Origin of the sequence: Mycobacterium palustre (assembly GCF_002101785.1) — a bacterium.
Lineage (GTDB): Bacteria > Actinomycetota > Actinomycetes > Mycobacteriales > Mycobacteriaceae > Mycobacterium > Mycobacterium palustre.
Window position 1 is genome coordinate 1 of the sequence record NZ_LQPJ01000103.1, and the last position, 14,946, is coordinate 14,946.

Below are 14,946 nucleotides of genomic sequence, written 5' to 3' on the forward strand. Positions count from 1 at the left end.
TACGATGCATACCGGACCGACCAACCCTTGATCGGAATCCAATAGCCCGAGCCTCCGGGAAACCCAGGGCGTTTCACGGGTGTTGTCGAGTCGGGTTTCGACTTCGGCTTCAACGGCGTTGAGCCACGCGGTGATTGCGGCCGGTGCGTTAGCGCGGCGGGCGAACGCGTGTGCTGCGCGAATCCGGTCCCGCGCTTCTTCGGCTCTGCTCCGATCACCGGAAAACGCGGGGTCGAACGCCATATGCGCCAAAACCGCAGCGCCCAGCAAAGAGTCGTCAGCCTCGTACGCGGCTTGCAGCGCTAAGACAAAGTGGGGTTGGGCGGCCTCGGGCTGTTGAAGATCGAAAAACTCCAGTCGGCCGGCCAGCAGGCTAACTTCAGATAGCGCGGTTGCCAGGCCCTTTCGCCCTGAGTCGTCGATGGTGGAAAGAAGAGAGGCACCGAGGCCAGCGTGGCCGGCGACCAGTGGCAGAAGGTCGCCCGCGGGAAGCGTCCAGTACAGGTGGCGGTAGGCGACGGTGATCGCCGCGTAATCGGCAGCGACACCGACCGGCAGGGTCGCGCCGACTCTGCGTAGCGGCCGCGTTCCATGTTGCCGTGGTTTGTTCGCCCGCAAGTCTTTTGGCGTATCCGGCTGGTTGTCCTGCCACGGTGCGACGAAGCCCAGGTCGGTTACAGGGCAATGAAAGAGCGCTTCTAACGCCGCCGCGTGTTCGGGATGCGGCCAGGGCGGACTCGCCGATTCCCAGCGGCGGACGGTGCGAGGAGTCACTGAGATCCGTAGGCCAATCGAACGTGCGGCTTCGGTGACGGCGTCGGCCAACGCGGCCTGCGATCGCAAACCCAGTCCCTGACGTGCTGCGCGAAGTCGCGCATTGCCAATTGTGTTTGTCATACGGCCCAGAGTAGGCCACTGTGGAGCCTAAAGACAACGGAATATCCGATGAAACGTCCGAGTTATGTCCTCTTCGATGTCCTCTAAAAGGACAAACTTATGTCTGATCATGGGTCTCGCCCTGCCCAGTGCGGCAGCGCCAACCAACCACATCAGGAGGTACCACGCAGATGGACATCAAGCTCGCCGGCGAGGTGTTGGGATGGGTCACCAAAGAGGCCCGAGAACGCTCGCTGTATTCCGGCCGCGGTGAGAGCCGCATCGTCACAGGACGCGAGTACGACGCCAACGGCGCACCCGTGTCAGGCGTCGAATCAGTGATCGTCAGCGATGCCCTCGGCGTCACGCCGGGCGCCACCGTCGTCATGCCCGACAGTTTGGCGGCCGACCTACCGGTCGGCACGGTCGTCGCCGTCAGCGGCAACAATGGGCTGTCGGCGCGCATCGTCGGCGGAGATTACGGCAGCACGCGCGTCTCCATTTTCGGCGTCACCGAACTGCGTGTCGTCGCTGACGGCGCGAAGCTGCTCCGCGACGCCGCCGCCAAACACACGACACCTGCCCGCAGTGGATCGGGAGGCCAGGCGTGAACCCTTATGACCCGACTCCTATTGACCCCGGTTACCCCTACCCCGATGCCGGGTTCAGTTTCGAGCATCTCGAGCACCTGGCGCTTGTCGGCGCAGCATGGCTGCTGGTGCTGGTCGCCGTGATGGTTGCGGCGCTGCTGACTTGGCGGCACAACGATCCGCAGGGCTACGAGCGGTATTTCGCGGGCCCGCTTCGGCGCGCTCGGTGGCGGTGGTGGGTGCGCGGTTCTTGGTCGCGGCTGTCCAAAAGGTGTGGGTTGTCGTTTTCCGAACAGGTCACCAGCAAAGACAAGGACGGCAAGCCGACCACGACGACAGTGTGGACTCATCCAAAGTTGGTGCGGATCAACACATCCGATCATTGCCTGTACCTGACGGTGCGTACCCGCATGGGGCAGACCGTCGAGGATTTGGAAAACGCAGTGCCCAAAATTCGCGACGCCGCGGGAGCTCACTCGGCGCGCTCAGCAGTGGTCGCGCCCGGCACGGTGCGGATGGAGTTCGTGATGCGCGAACAGCTCGCCGGAGTCGGGTATGCTCCGCCGCCTACCCGAGCGGCTACGACGAGTGTGCGGCTGGGGCGCTGCGAAAATGGCAAACCCTGGACTCTGCGGATCGCTGGTCGGCACACACTGACGGTGGGCTGCTCGGGGTCCGGCAAGGGCTCGGTGTTTTGGGGAATCGCAGCCGGATTCGGCCCGGCCGTCAGCGCCGGACTGGTCCACTTGGTGGGGATCGACCTGAAGTACGGCATCGAAGTCTCGGTGGGCGCAGGGCTGTTTACCAAAGTCGCCACCACCGAGGAAGATGCGGTGAACACCCTTGCCGCGCTGGAAAAGTTGATGGACGCCCGGGGCGCGAAGATGGCTGGAAACAGCCGCGAGCATACCCCTACCGTCGTTGATCCGCTGGTGGTGTTGCTCATCGACGAACTGGCGGGCGTGACCGCCTACATGAGCGACCCCGCGCTCCGCAAGCAGGCCGGGGCATCGCTGTCGCGGATCTTGACCAAGGGCCGTGCCCTCGGCGTCGTGGTTGCGGCGTTTCTGCAAGACCCACGCAAAGAAGTCCTGCCGATGCGGGGTTTGTTCACCCAAACCATCGCGCTGCGGCTGCGCTCCCGCGACGAAGTCGCCATGGTCCTCGGCGACGGCCTGGTCGACGCGGCACCAGCGCACCGCATCAGCCCCGATGCCCCCGGCACCGGGTACGTGATCGCCGAGGACGGCTCAGCGATGCGGGTACGAGCCGACTTCTGGAGCGACGCCCAAATCCGCGACGCCGCAGCCCGATACCACCCACCGAAGCGAAACACTCAGAGCGGAAAAGGTTCTCAGAAGCAATGACCAACAGCGAGCCAGGATGCGCAGGTGTGTTCCAGCCCCTTGACGAAGCGCAGCTGCGTCAGCGCACGGAAGACTTGTTGAGGCGTGCGGCCCTGGTCGCCGAGTTCGGCTGGGACCAGTTCCGCTATCAGTGGTCCACCGGCGAGGTCGTGGGCACCGCCCTGGCGCTGGACGACTGTGATGAACTGCTGCGCTTCGATGAAACCGTCGACTCGGCACTTGCACGGTGGGCCTGCGACCTATGGGGAATAGCCGACGGGCAGGCAGATATGGACGCCGGATGCCCCACAACTCGCGCATGGTTCAACTGCATCCGGGCCGAACTGGCCGGCAAGCCATCCACACCAGCAACTAGGAAGGAGTGAGGTCGATGGTGATTCACAGCGTCCGGGAAACCCTGGTGGCATCTGGCCAATTTCCGGAACTGCTGACCGCCGAACAGGTTTCGGCGCTGCTGGGGGTATCGGTGGCAACGCTGAACCGCTGGGCGGCAGTCCGTGAACAAACGGGACGGCAGATCGGCCCACCCTGCTACTCATTGTCCGAACGGGTGCGCCGCTGGGATTCGGCCGAGGTCCGCAAATGGCTCAAGCAGGTCCGACGCTGATGGCCGGTAACACCCCGCGCGGCATCCGCAAACGGCTCAATACGGCCGGAGCGCCCCGCTACCAAGTCCGCTACCTGGTGCGCGACCCCGCCTCAGCATCCGGCTGGATCGAAACCTCCACAACCTTCGCCACCCTGCGACAAGCCAAGGCGTTCAAGGCAGAACGCGACAACGAAGCCGCACTCGGCGCTCGCCGATTCGACCCACGGCTCGGCCGCGTGCCCCTGGCCCGGATTTGGGAACAATACAGCGCCTCGAAAAAGCCCGCAGTGTCTGCCAAAACATGGAGCGGCTACCGCCAGCATTGGCACCTGCGCATCGCACCGCGGTTCGGCCGCATCCCCGTTGATGAGATCACCCGTGCCCACGTGCAACAGTTCGCAGCCACCCTCACCGTGGGGCCGTGGGCCAAGGTTTCCACGCTGCGGCTGCTGCGTTCCATCCTCGAAGTAGCCCGCAACGACGGCCGCATTCATACCAACCCCGCTCACGGCGTCTCAGCAGGGCGTATCCCCGAACGGGAACGCCACCGCTACCTGACTGCACCCGAAGTCGCCGCCCTGGCTGCCGCATGCAAAGACCAGGGCGATGTCGTGACCATCCTGGCCTACACCGGCCTGCGCTGATCCGAGCTCGTCGGCCTGCGCGTCGGCGATATCGACCTGACCGCACGCCGCCTCCACGTACGCCGCGCCGCGCCGGAAGTCGAAGGTCGCATCATCATCGGCCCACCCAAGACGCGCGCCGCCAAGCGCACCGTTCCTCTCCCCCAGGTCGTCATTGACGCACTGAAACCACGTGTGGCCGGTCGTGAACCGGATGAGCCGGCCATCACGTCACCCAATGGCGCAATGCTCAGGTCCAACAACTGGCGCCGGCATGTGCACTGGTCCGAAGCCCTGCGCAAGACCAAGCTCGCACCGCTGACGATCCACGACCTACGACACACCTACGCCAGCCTGGCCCGCAAATCCGGCGCCGACCTGCGCTAGGACCTGCACGCGGGCGACCTAGCCAAGGCGGAGGAACAGCTCGGCGGTTACGTTAAGCAGCGGTCGGAAATGGTCGGGCGATACGTCGGGATCCTGACCGATGGTGCGGAGTGGCGGCTCTACCATCTTCACGACGACAGCCTGGAGCTGATTTCGACCCATACGCTCAGCAAGCAAAGCCCGGACACCCAAGCGCTGCTGGTCTGGCTGGAATCGGTGATGTCTACCCTGACCACCATCAAGCCGGTGCCCGAGGAGATCGAACGCCGTCTCGGCGCGGAATCCCCCGCACACAAGCTCGATGCGGCTGAGTTGCGCGCGATCTACCAAGCGAACGCGGACAACAAGGAGGTGCAGCTCAAGCGCCAGCTCTGGGGGAAACTGCTGCGGACAGCGCTAGGTGCCGAGTTCGTGGACGACGAACGGCTGTTCATCACCCACACGTTACTGGTGACCACCGCTGAGCTAATCGCCCACGCGGTGCTTGGTTTCGACGTAGGACCGCTGGGCACGCTGACCGCCCGCCAGATCACCAGCGGAAGTGAGTTCGCCAACGCCAGGATTCGCGGGGTGGTGGAAGCCGATTTCTTCGACTGGGTGACCGACACCCTTGCAGGTGAATCATTCGTCCGCAACCTTGGACGCCGCATTGCCCGATTCGATTGGGGTGCAGTCGAACACGATGTGCTGAAGATTCTGTACGAGTCGGTGATCGTCAAGCCTGTTCGGGAGCGGCTCGGCGAGTATTACACCCCTGACTGGCTGGCGGATCGGATGGTGGATGCGTTCATTGCCAAACCGTTGAACTCCGTTGTCGCGGACCCGAGTTGCGGTTCGGGCACGTTCGTGTTCCACGCAATCCGCAAGTACCTCTCCGCCGCCGACGCGGCTGGAGTCCAGGTTGATGAGGCAGTACAGCAAGCCACCCATCACGTTGTCGGCATCGACGTACACCCCGTTGCGGTAACCCTGGCGCGGGTGACCTACCTGCTGGCACTTGGGCGTGACAACATCAAGTCCCCCACCCGCAAGGAATTGACCATCCCTGTCTACCTGGGTGATTCGATCCAGTGGAAGCAGGAAGCGGACATCTTCGGCGCTGACGTCGTGCGCGTCCGAACCGATGAAAGCGACCTCTTTGGGGGTCAGGGAGGCGCGTTCACCCTACCCCTGTCCTTCCCCCGTAGCGTCCTTCAGGATGCGACAGGGTTCGACTACCTGGTCAGCGAGATGGCGGACAAAGCGCTCGACACCGACCCGCAGAACGCCGGTAAAGCCGCCGCGACAATCCTTAAGAAACGGGGTATCGCGCCCGACAGCAAGGACGGGCAGGTGCTGACGGAGACGTTCTCCAATCTGTGCACGCTGCGGGCGCAGGGCCGCAACCACGTATGGGGCTACTACGTGCGCAACCTCATTCGGCCGCTGTGGTTGGCGGAGGAGGAGAACCGCGTGGACGTGCTGATCGGTAACCCTCCGTGGCTGCGGTACAACAAGATGACTTCCTCGATGCAGAAGAACTACCTCGAACTTGCCAAACCACGAAACCTGCTCACAGGGGGCCTCGGCGCGGCAGCACGTGACCTATCCACCCTGTTCGTCGTGCGCGCCGTAGAACTATACCTACGGGCCGGCGGATCGTTCACCTTCGTGATGCCGCACGCCGTCATGACGAGCAGGCCACACACGGGATTCCGCAGCGGGGACTGGAGCACCGAGCAGGGCAGCCACCTCACCGTCAAATTCGGCGTGTCGTGGGATTTGAGCAAGGCTGATACCGGGTTTCACATGACCTCCTGCGTCGTGCACGGCAAGCGCGCCGTTAGCGCGGGGAAGATGCCGACGCAGACTCTCGCGTGGGTCGGGAGACTGAGACGTCCCGATGTGCCATGGTCGGTCGCTGCCGAGAAAATCACCACAAGCGACTCCAGCGTTGTCGCCAAGGATCACGGCGTCGAGGTAACCGAGTCGCCGTACAAAGAGCGGTTCCGTCAGGGAGCGATCCTGGTGCCCCGCTTCGCGATGTTCGTCGTGGACGCCCCAGCGGGTCCGTTGGGTCCGGGGGCGGGACGGCGGTCGGTCATCTCACAGCGCAGCAGCCAGGAGAAGAAGCCGTGGAAGGACTACCCGTCCATCAAGGCCAACGTAGAGACCGCATACATCCACCCCGTCTATTTGGGCGAGCAGGTGCTGCCGTTCCGCACACTGCCGCCACGGGAGGCGGTTTTGCCCCTGAGTAAGACAGCAATCCTCACACCTGACGAGATCGAGATGCGAGACGGGCTCAACGTCTGGTGGTCGGAAACGGAAAGCGCGTGGGCAACCGATCCGAAATCGGGAGGTCAGCCGTTGTCGGAGCGGATGGACTACCACCAGCAGCTCTCTGCTCAGCTTCCTGTGGCGGCCATACGGGTCGTCTATACCGCGTCGGGCAACACACTCGCGGCGGCAATCGTTAGGGATGACCGCGCCATCATCGAGCACAAGCTCTACTGGGCACCGACGATGGCCGAGGCCGAGGCGTACTACCTTTGCGCCATCCTCAACTCCGCGCCGATTCTGACCTCTGTCAAACCACTACAGTCAATCGGACTGTTTGGACCCCGCGACTTCGACAAGAACGTGTTCTCGGCCCCGTTCCCGACGTACGACAACGAGAACGCCGCTCATATCGAACTAGCAGAGCTGGGCAAGCAAGCCGAGAAGGAAGCCGCCACCGTGGACATCAGCAGGGCGAGCACCTTCCAGGCAGCGCGGAAACTGATACGGGATCATCTGTCCGAGACAGGCACCGAAACCGCCATTGTCGACGCGGTCACGCAACTGTTGCTTGGGGTCGCGGGGTGAGATGTCCTTCGTCCAAGTTGGAGTGCGCGCTACCGGACGGTCCACCGGCGAGATAGTAAGACCGGCAACGTCATTCAGCGTCGGATTCGACGCCGCCGAACAATCTGCGACCGGAGCGTACTGGCACGGCGGGCACGCACTGGTCAACGACGGCCCGATTTTCGCCGCCTAACTCGGCCAAAGCCGTCTTCGCAATACCGCTCGGCCGCGATAGGGCGCGAGTGTGGTCACCTCGGGCATGCGCGCACCCACCGTCACTGCACGTGGGGCTCGTGTCTGAGGTCGCGGATTTTCTGGGCGTAGTCGGCTTCGATGCGGTTGATTGCGGCGTCCATGCGCTGCAGGCGTTGCTGATAGAGCACGGCCTGCTCGGCGCGGGCGATCTTGTCGGCGGCCAACACGACCTGGACGGCTGGGTCGTCGATGGTGTCCAGAACCGACCAGTCCCTGGGATCGGTCACGGTGGTGAACGTGTCGGTATCGACCGCGTAGCCGGCGGATTCAATGCGGCCGATCAAGTTGATGAAGGGCTGCCGGCGCTCGCAGACGGCACCGTCGCCTTCCCGCATTAGGTCGGCCATCCGGGTCAACGTCACCGAGATCACCCGCAGCGTCTCAATTTCATCATCCATCTGATTCTCGACGTAGCTGCGTGTGATGGGGGCATCGGCGGGCACCTGGCCGGTCACGGCCCGAGCTCGTCCGATCAGATAATCGAGCACCGCGCACGCCGCAGCACCGATTTCGCGATCCCCCAGGTCTCGTTGGAACGCCCGCCGCCGCTCTTCCAACACGCGGCACATTGCCTGAAGAGTCTTCACACCACACCACCTCGTCGATGACGATCCGTCACCATTCCAGCAGTACACCAGCTGACCAACATTGTTGACCGGACGACCGCCGGTTGGGACCATCACCGTGTGCCGGTAGACGATCCGTGGCCTTCCCTACGTCGTTGCGAATCGCGGCGCGATGAGCAGCCGCGGCCCAAGCCGAAGCCGCTGGCCGAAGCCGCTGGCCGAATTGGTTTTGCCGCAGCCCGTGGTGTTGTGGTGGCGGTAAACTCCTGAGCAAACTGTTTGGAGCTGGGGGCCGGGAGATCGGGTGATGGTGATGGGCGACGATTTGCGGGTTGACCCGATAGATGCGCGGTTGGCAGGCGAGCATGTCGACACGCACGCCGCGGATTTGTTGGCAGCCCATGTGGCGGCCCATGAGCGCACCGCTGCTGCCCAGGCCGGCTTCATCGGAGAGAGCGCGGCGGCCTTAGCTGAGTTGGCGGCGCACTGGAAGGACGAGACCGCCAGCCACCACGGGGAACTATGTGAGCACGCCGACAAGTTTCGGACGGCGGCCGACAAGTATGACACCACCGACACCGACGCGCGCAGCAATATTGATGCTGCCGCCGAGGAGCTGGCCGAGCGCATGGGCATGGGGATGTGACGGGCGGGGTTGAGCATCGCCGATCTGCAGGAGTGGGATCCCGAAAAGATCACCGAGTTGGCCGAGGCTGCCGCGGCGCGAGCTCGGGCCAGCCGGGAAGCCGCGCAAAACATTCCTAACCTTCCGGTGTTTTCCACCTGGCACGGTGAGGCCAGCGAAACGGCGCGGGAGGCGATGGCCAAGACCGGCGGCAAGCTGGAACTCTCGGCGCAAGACGCATTTAAAGTAGCTGTGGGTGCCGGGCATGCCGCTCAAGAAGTCACGGCGGTCAAAAAACAACTCGCCGACATTTTCGACGAGGCGAACGCCGCGCCCGCGGTGCACATCGACACCAAAACCAACACGGTGACCCCACCGAACACCAGCGGCATGGCCGACCAAGATGTCGCGAAGGTCAAGGCCAAAGTCGAAGACCTGCAACACAAAATCACCGCACTGCTGGCCACCGCCGAGAAAACCAATGGCGATTTGGCGGCGGTGCTGCGCACCGCCACCGGAACCCAAACACCGGATGCCGCCGCACAGCCGCCAGCCGGTGCCCCACCGGCGCAAGCCCGACCGACTCCTGCACCCGGCAGTGCTGATCCCGCGGGCAAGCCACCGACGCTAGAAGACCTCATGCTGGGCCGGGGTCAACCTGCCAACCAACAGCCTGCTGCGGGCAGCCTGCCCGACCTGCTGGCCCGGCTACACCAGCCCGCCCCGGGCGCCCCGGCGCCTCAGCTCAACCCCGCAGACGTGGAGAGCTTCAAGGCGATGGCCCGCCAATCCATGGCTGCCGAGGGTGTGCCGCCCGATCAGATCGAGGCACGCCTGAATGCGGCCGTGGCCAACACCCAGCAGTGGATGAACAACGGCATGCCCAACTACGTTCCGCCCACCCCCCAGCGCCCACCGCCGCCGGGATTCGGCGAAGGATTCGGTGACCGCTGGCGGGCCACCGAACAGGGGATCAAAAACCTTATCGGGCAAGGAGGACCCGGCGCGCCGGGCGTCCTTGAATCCTGGGAGCAGATGGTCAAAGGCGCCGCCCAGACGGCCCAAAACCCCTTCGGCGCCGCGGCCGGGGAAATCGCCAACGCCGTGGGCTCACCAAGCCCCGCCTACTACGCGGGTGGCAAAGCCGCGGACGCCGCCGTCGCCCTGCCCGGAATGCTCTTCGGCGGCGAAGGAGCAGCCATCGCAGGCGAAGTCGGCGAGATTGGTCCCGGTGTCCTCGAAACCGGCCCAGCAGCCGGGCCGCATGTACCACTCGGCTTCGATCATCTCCCCGCTTACAATGCGTGGGCAGAGCAAGCGGCGATGGACCTCAATTACGCGTTCGCCCATGGTGGCCCGACTCCCGAGCTCAGCCAGCAACTCGCGGACATGTCGACCCACTACATCGGCGACAACCCAGACCGAGTAGTCCTGGGCAAGTTCGCTGGACCAGAAGATGGCTACATCGGCGAAGCCAGAGGCAACGGTGGAATCTATTTCGACACCGGCAACCCAACCTGGAATGCCCTCACCAGTGGACTCACTGACGCGCAAGAGCGAGGCTTGGCGTGGCAAGTCAACCAACAATTCCTCCAAACCCAAATGGAGGACGGTGTGTCTCGCATCGAATACGTTGTGCCCAAAGGGTTCTCTTCGCTTGAAGATGTGGTCCGCGCAGATCCGAAGTCATTTTCTGCGATGGAGATACGGTACCTAACAGAGAATGCGGCGCAATACGGATACGAGCGAGTCGGGAATTCCTGGGTGCGAGTAGGAGGCGGTTAGCCGTGACTGCGCATTTTGTGGCAGAAGTCGAATCGGTCGTCGGTCCGTTACTGACCGACCTTGGGTTTACGTTGGATGAAGTCGACAACAATGTTGATGAAGGAGGGCGGCAGGGTTCTGTCGTTTACTATAAGTCCGTCGACTGTAAAATACAAATTTACCGATCTTCGCGAGAGGGCAGTGTGAATTGCATGATCGCACCGTTGGATGCGCCAAACATTTTTGGCCCTTATGACAAATCGTACAGATGGCAGTACTTCACTAAATTTTCTACGGCGCCCAATGTACCGCTTGAAGAGTTGGTCCAGCAAGTCAGTTTTGAACCGGAAACCGATAGGGTGCAATTGGAATGGGTGAGGGATCGCATCGCTGAGTATTTTGACGCGGCGCATGCTGGGATTCTCGAAATGGAATGAGACCGGTAGATATGAAGGCCTCGATCCCCTCTCCGTCCCGGCGCTATTCGGCGCGAACTGGTGAGTTGTCAAGACTCGACCTACGTCGACCACTCTGCGGCTGTGGCCTTGACAGTTCATCCGGGCGAGCGCGGACACTGTACGTTGGGCAACGGGGATGTTTCTCCCCAATCAACCATTGGACGCGGCGTAGGTGGCGCGGGGAAGAAACATGACAATCGAAACTTTCAGCGATGCGGTCGAGTGGGCTTTCACAACCGGAAATTCGGCTTACGGCCCCGAGATTCGACAGCCGCGAGGTTATCGCTCGTTACGGCGGAGAGGACGGTGGCGCCCTGATAGAGAAGATTCAATCGTTGATGCAAGAGGCTATGCGGATGGACGTCGATTGGACAAAATATGACCTTGCCGGTTCGCAAGCCTATGTTGCAAGTAGGCTGCGGGAGAACCATCCCGAGCTGACGCCTGAAGCGGCCGAATGCTTCGGTCGGTATTTCAGCTTCCAGAATCGCTGATACCAGTAGTCATGGTCATTGACGAGGCCGTTGTTAAGGCATGGTAAAAGCGGTTGCCTTCGATGTCGGGGAGACCCTTGTCGATGAGACGCGGGAGTATGGAACTTGGGCCGATTGGCTCGGAGTTCCCCGTCACACGTTTGTATCGGTATTTGGTGCTGTTATTGCGTCCGGCAAGGATTATCGAGACACATTCCAGGTGTTTAAACCGGGATTTGATTTGACCAAGGAGCGGGAGGCCAGGGCCACGGCTGGACAGCCGGAATGGTTCGGAGAAGACGATCTCTACCCAGACGTGCGGCCAACGTTATCGGCTCTTCAGGCCGCTGGCTTGTGGGTCGGTATCGCCGGTAACCAGACGGCCCGCGCAGGACGGCTTCTCCACGCTCTCGACCTGCCTACTGACTTCATTGCGACTTCTGACGATTGGGGCGTGGAGAAGCCCGACGTAGTGTTTTTCGAGAAGCTTGTTCAGGCGTCGCCAGTGGACGACCCATCAGACGTTGTCTATGTGGGCGATCGCATCGATAACGACCTACGGCCAGCCAAAGCGGTCGGCTTGAAGACCGTTTTTGTACAGCGCGGCCCGTGGGGTTGGATATTTCGTGACTCTCCCGAACTGGATCAAGCCGCAGATTGGCGAGTGAAGAGTCTGGATCAGATTCTTGGGCTATTGCTCGCTAGCTAAATGAGTTCACTGTGGTATGCCAGTCGTATAGCTTCGCGTCCAGATCCCGTACTGCCGGCAGCGACTCATATTCACGCAGGTTTTCCCTGACTGCTTTTATTCGATCCATTGCAGTCGCATACCAGTGTTGGCTGACGCCTTCAATTGCGTCGGTCAGTAGTTCGCACGCTCGCTCAGGGTCCTTATCGGCGACGGCCGCGGCAGCGAGGTCGGCGAGCGTAATGGATCGTTGCTTGGCGGCATTGTCAGGCAGATCGGCTAGCACTTGGGTTAGCACGGCCTGGGCCTGATGCGGCCGACCCGCAGCTATCAAAGTGTTTCCTTTGAATCCTTGTAACCGGGTGAGCGAGAACCAATCGAACCAGCCTGGTAGCTGTGTGTCGTCTTCTTGCCTGGCGACCAGCGTTTCGGCTTGGTCGATGAGTCGCAGCGCGCCACGGGTGTTGTCGAATCGGGTTTCGACTTCGGCCTCAACGGCGTTGAGCCACGCGGTGATTGCCGCTGGTGCGTTACCGCGGCGGGCGAATGCATGTGCTGCACGAATCCGGTCTCGCGCTTCTTCGGCTCTGGTCCGATCACCGGAGAATGCTGGGGCGAACGCCATATGCGCCAAAACCGCAGCGCCCAGCAAGGTGTCGTTAGCCTCGTACGCAGCCTGCAGCGCCAAGACGAAGTGGGGTTGCGCAGCGTCGGGCTGTTGGAGATCGAAGAACTCCAGTCGACCGGCAAGCAGGCTGACTTCAGATAGCGCGGTTGCCAGGCCCTTTCGGCCTGAATCGTCAATGCTAGAAAGCAAGGAGGCACCAAGGCCGGCGTGGCAGGCGACGAGTGGCAAAAGGTCTGCCGCGGGGACCGTCCAGTACAGATGGCGGTAGGCGACGGTGATCGCGGCGTAATCGGCAGCGACGCCGACCGGCAGGGTAGGGCCGACTCTGCCTAGAGGCCGCCTTCCGTGTTGCCGTGATTTGTTGGCCCGCAAGTCTTTTGGCGTATCCGGCTGGTCATCCTGCCAGGGAGCGACGAAGCCCAGCTCGGTTATAGACCGCTGAAAGAGGGCTTCGAGCGCCGCTGCGTGTTCGGGATGGGGCCAGGGCGGGTTTGCGGATTCCCATCGGCGGACCGTACGTGGTGTCACTGAGATTCGTAGGCCAATTGATCGCCCGGTTTCGGTGACGGCTTGAGCCAACGCGGCTTGCGATCTCAAGCCCAGTCCTTGTCGTGCTGCGCGTAGTCGCGCATTGCCAACTGCGTTTGTCATGTGGCCCAGAGTAGGCCACTATGTTGCCTAAAGCCAACAGAACATCCGCCGAAACGTCCGCTCTGCGTCCTCTGGTATGTCCTCAACTAGGACATCCCGCTGTCTGATGATGGTCTGGCACACCCAAGTGCGCCAAAGCTAACCAAGCAATCAGGAGGTCCAGGTCAGATGGATGTCAAGCTCGCAGGCGAGGTGTTGGGATGGGTCACCAAAGAGGCCCGCGAACGCTCGGTGTATTCCGGCCGCGGTGATAGCCGCATCGTCACAGGACGCGAATACGACGCCAACGGCGCACCCGTCTCAGGCGTCGAATCAGTGATCGTGAGCGATGCCCTCGGCGTCACGCCGGGCGCCACCGTCGTCATGCCCGATACGTTGGCGGCCGACGTGCCTGTCGGCACAGTGATCGCCGTCAGCGGCAGCAATGGGCTATCCGCGCGGATCGTCGGCGGAGATTACGGCAGCACGCGCGTCTCTATTTTCGGCGTCACCGAACTGCGTGTCGTTGCTGACGGCGCAAAGCTGCTCCGCGACGCCGCCGCCAAGCAAGCGCCAGCGACCCGCAGTGGATCGGGGGCCCAAGCGTGAACCCCTACGACCCCTATCCGGTCGACCCCGACTACCCCTACTCCGACGCCGGGTTCAGTCTGAAGCACCTTGAGCACGTTGTGCTCGTTGGTGCGGCATGGCTGCTGGTGGTGGTCGCCGTGATGGTTGCGGCGCTGCTGACTTGGCGGCACAACGATCCGCAGGGCTACGAGCGGTATTTCGCGGGCCCGCTTCGGCGCGCTCGGTGGCGCTGGTGGGTGCGCGGTTCTTGGTCGCGATTGTCCAAAAGGTGCGGGTTGTCGTTTTCCGAACATGTCACCAGCAAAGACAAGGACGGCAAGCCGACCACGACGACAGTGTGGACCCATCCAAAGTTGGTGCGGGTCAGCACATCCGATCATTGCCTGTACTTGACGGTGCGTACCCGCATGGGGCAGACCGTCGAAGATTTGGAAAACGCGGTACCCAAGATCCGCGATGCCGCGGGCGCGCATTCGGCGCGCTCAGTGGTGGTCGCGCCCGGCACGGTGCGCATGGAGTTCGTCATGCGTGAACAGCTCGCCGGAGTCGGGTATGCTCCGCCGCCTACCCGGGCGGCTACGACGAGTGTGCGGTTGGGGCGCTGCGAGAATGGGAGACCCTGGACTCTCCGAATCGCTAGCCGGCACACACTCACTGTGGGCTGCTCGGGAGCAGGCAAGGGCTCGGTGTTCTGGGGGATCGCCGCCGGCTTCGGGCCAGCCATCGAAGCCGGGCTCGTGCACCTGGTCGCCATCGACCTCAAATACGGCATCGAAGTTTCGATCGGCGCCCCCCTGTTTACCAAAGTCGCTACGACTGAAAGCGATGCGGTGAAAACCCTTGCCGCGCTGGAAAAGCTGATGGACCAGCGCGGTGGGAGAATGGCCGGAACCTGCCGTGAACATACCCCAACCGCCGCTGACCCGTTGGTGGTGGCTGTGACAGCCTGATTTGGCCCCGGGTGGGCGGTCGAAAGTGGCCCCACCTGTGTGGTCGCGGGTGTGCTGTTG

General features: G+C 62.7%; 15 protein-coding genes and 1 pseudogene. 13 read left to right on the forward strand and 3 right to left on the reverse strand.

What is annotated here, in order from left to right:
* Nucleotides 1-897, reverse strand: an 897-nt coding sequence (locus tag AWC19_RS29170; RefSeq protein ID WP_142281182.1) for an NsdA family TPR-like regulatory protein, incomplete at its 3' end; no start/stop codon positions are given.
* A gap of 170 nt (nucleotides 898-1,067) precedes the next feature.
* Here AWC19_RS29170 and AWC19_RS14505 point away from each other — a divergent pair.
* The 6 genes and pseudogenes from AWC19_RS14505 to AWC19_RS14530 all read left to right on the forward strand — a co-directional run bounded on the left by AWC19_RS14505 (nucleotide 1,068) and on the right by AWC19_RS14530 (nucleotide 7,279).
* The gene (locus tag AWC19_RS14505; protein ID WP_069395816.1) at nucleotides 1,068-1,487 is read left to right on the forward strand and encodes a hypothetical protein; all 420 of its coding nucleotides are present in this window, start codon (nucleotides 1,068-1,070) and stop codon (nucleotides 1,485-1,487) included.
* Nucleotides 1,484-2,833 carry an FtsK/SpoIIIE domain-containing protein gene (locus AWC19_RS14510; protein ID WP_085078765.1) on the forward strand — a complete coding sequence of 450 codons (1,350 nt, stop codon included), beginning with the start codon at nucleotides 1,484-1,486 and terminating at the stop codon, nucleotides 2,831-2,833. The genes AWC19_RS14505 and AWC19_RS14510 overlap by 4 nt, the downstream gene beginning before the upstream one ends.
* Nucleotides 2,830-3,198: a hypothetical protein gene (locus AWC19_RS14515; protein ID WP_069395815.1), complete on the forward strand. Its 369-nt coding sequence runs from the start codon at nucleotides 2,830-2,832 to the stop codon at nucleotides 3,196-3,198. Before AWC19_RS14510 ends, AWC19_RS14515 begins: the two co-directional genes overlap by 4 nt.
* A 5-nt stretch (nucleotides 3,199-3,203) precedes the next feature.
* A complete protein-coding gene (locus tag AWC19_RS14520) occupies nucleotides 3,204-3,440 on the forward strand; it encodes a helix-turn-helix transcriptional regulator (protein WP_069395910.1) in 237 nt (78 codons plus the stop codon).
* Nucleotides 3,440-4,429, forward strand: a pseudogene (locus tag AWC19_RS14525) (site-specific integrase); the annotation flags it as partial. The gene AWC19_RS14520 and the pseudogene AWC19_RS14525, both read left to right, overlap by 1 nt.
* A gap of 72 nt (nucleotides 4,430-4,501) precedes the next feature.
* A complete protein-coding gene (locus AWC19_RS14530) occupies nucleotides 4,502-7,279 on the forward strand; it encodes an Eco57I restriction-modification methylase domain-containing protein (RefSeq protein WP_085078766.1) in 2,778 nt (925 codons plus the stop codon).
* A 254-nt stretch (nucleotides 7,280-7,533) separates the two neighbouring features.
* Here the strand turns inward: AWC19_RS14530 and AWC19_RS14535 are convergent, their stop codons facing one another.
* Entirely contained in the window at nucleotides 7,534-8,100 is a 567-nt protein-coding gene (locus tag AWC19_RS14535; protein WP_142281183.1) for a hypothetical protein, read from the reverse strand.
* 292 nt (nucleotides 8,101-8,392) lie between these two features.
* Between AWC19_RS14535 and AWC19_RS14540 the strand changes: the two genes are divergently transcribed.
* From AWC19_RS14540 to AWC19_RS14550, 5 genes are all read left to right on the forward strand, one after another.
* On the forward strand, nucleotides 8,393-8,725 hold the full coding sequence (locus AWC19_RS14540) for a type VII secretion target (protein ID WP_158090878.1): 333 nt from the start codon (nucleotides 8,393-8,395) through the stop codon (nucleotides 8,723-8,725).
* A 9-nt stretch (nucleotides 8,726-8,734) separates the two neighbouring features.
* Nucleotides 8,735-10,489, forward strand: coding sequence for a hypothetical protein (locus AWC19_RS14545; protein WP_085078769.1), 1,755 nt, complete (start codon nucleotides 8,735-8,737; stop codon nucleotides 10,487-10,489).
* 2 nt (nucleotides 10,490-10,491) lie between these two features.
* A complete protein-coding gene (locus AWC19_RS29175) occupies nucleotides 10,492-10,905 on the forward strand; it encodes a hypothetical protein (RefSeq protein ID WP_142281185.1) in 414 nt (137 codons plus the stop codon).
* Between the two features lie 233 nt (nucleotides 10,906-11,138).
* Nucleotides 11,139-11,420, forward strand: coding sequence for a hypothetical protein (locus tag AWC19_RS29180; RefSeq protein WP_142281186.1), 282 nt, complete (start codon nucleotides 11,139-11,141; stop codon nucleotides 11,418-11,420).
* Nucleotides 11,421-11,460: 40 nt separating this feature from the next.
* Nucleotides 11,461-12,108, forward strand: a complete 648-nt coding sequence (locus AWC19_RS14550) for an HAD family hydrolase (RefSeq protein ID WP_085078770.1) — start codon at nucleotides 11,461-11,463, stop codon at nucleotides 12,106-12,108.
* Here the strand turns inward: AWC19_RS14550 and AWC19_RS29185 are convergent.
* Nucleotides 12,101-13,366, reverse strand: a complete 1,266-nt coding sequence (locus AWC19_RS29185) for a helix-turn-helix domain-containing protein (protein ID WP_142281187.1) — start codon at nucleotides 13,364-13,366, stop codon at nucleotides 12,101-12,103. The genes AWC19_RS14550 and AWC19_RS29185 overlap by 8 nt on opposite strands.
* Nucleotides 13,367-13,534: 168 nt before the next feature.
* On the opposite strand from AWC19_RS29185, the gene AWC19_RS14560 reads away from it, so the two are divergent.
* Together AWC19_RS14560 and AWC19_RS14565 are read left to right on the forward strand one after the other, a co-directional pair.
* On the forward strand, nucleotides 13,535-13,954 hold the full coding sequence (locus AWC19_RS14560; protein WP_085078772.1) for a hypothetical protein: 420 nt from the start codon (nucleotides 13,535-13,537) through the stop codon (nucleotides 13,952-13,954).
* A complete protein-coding gene (locus AWC19_RS14565) occupies nucleotides 13,951-14,886 on the forward strand; it encodes a hypothetical protein (RefSeq protein WP_085078773.1) in 936 nt (311 codons plus the stop codon). Before AWC19_RS14560 ends, AWC19_RS14565 begins: the two co-directional genes overlap by 4 nt.
* Nucleotides 14,887-14,946 lie beyond the last annotated feature (60 nt).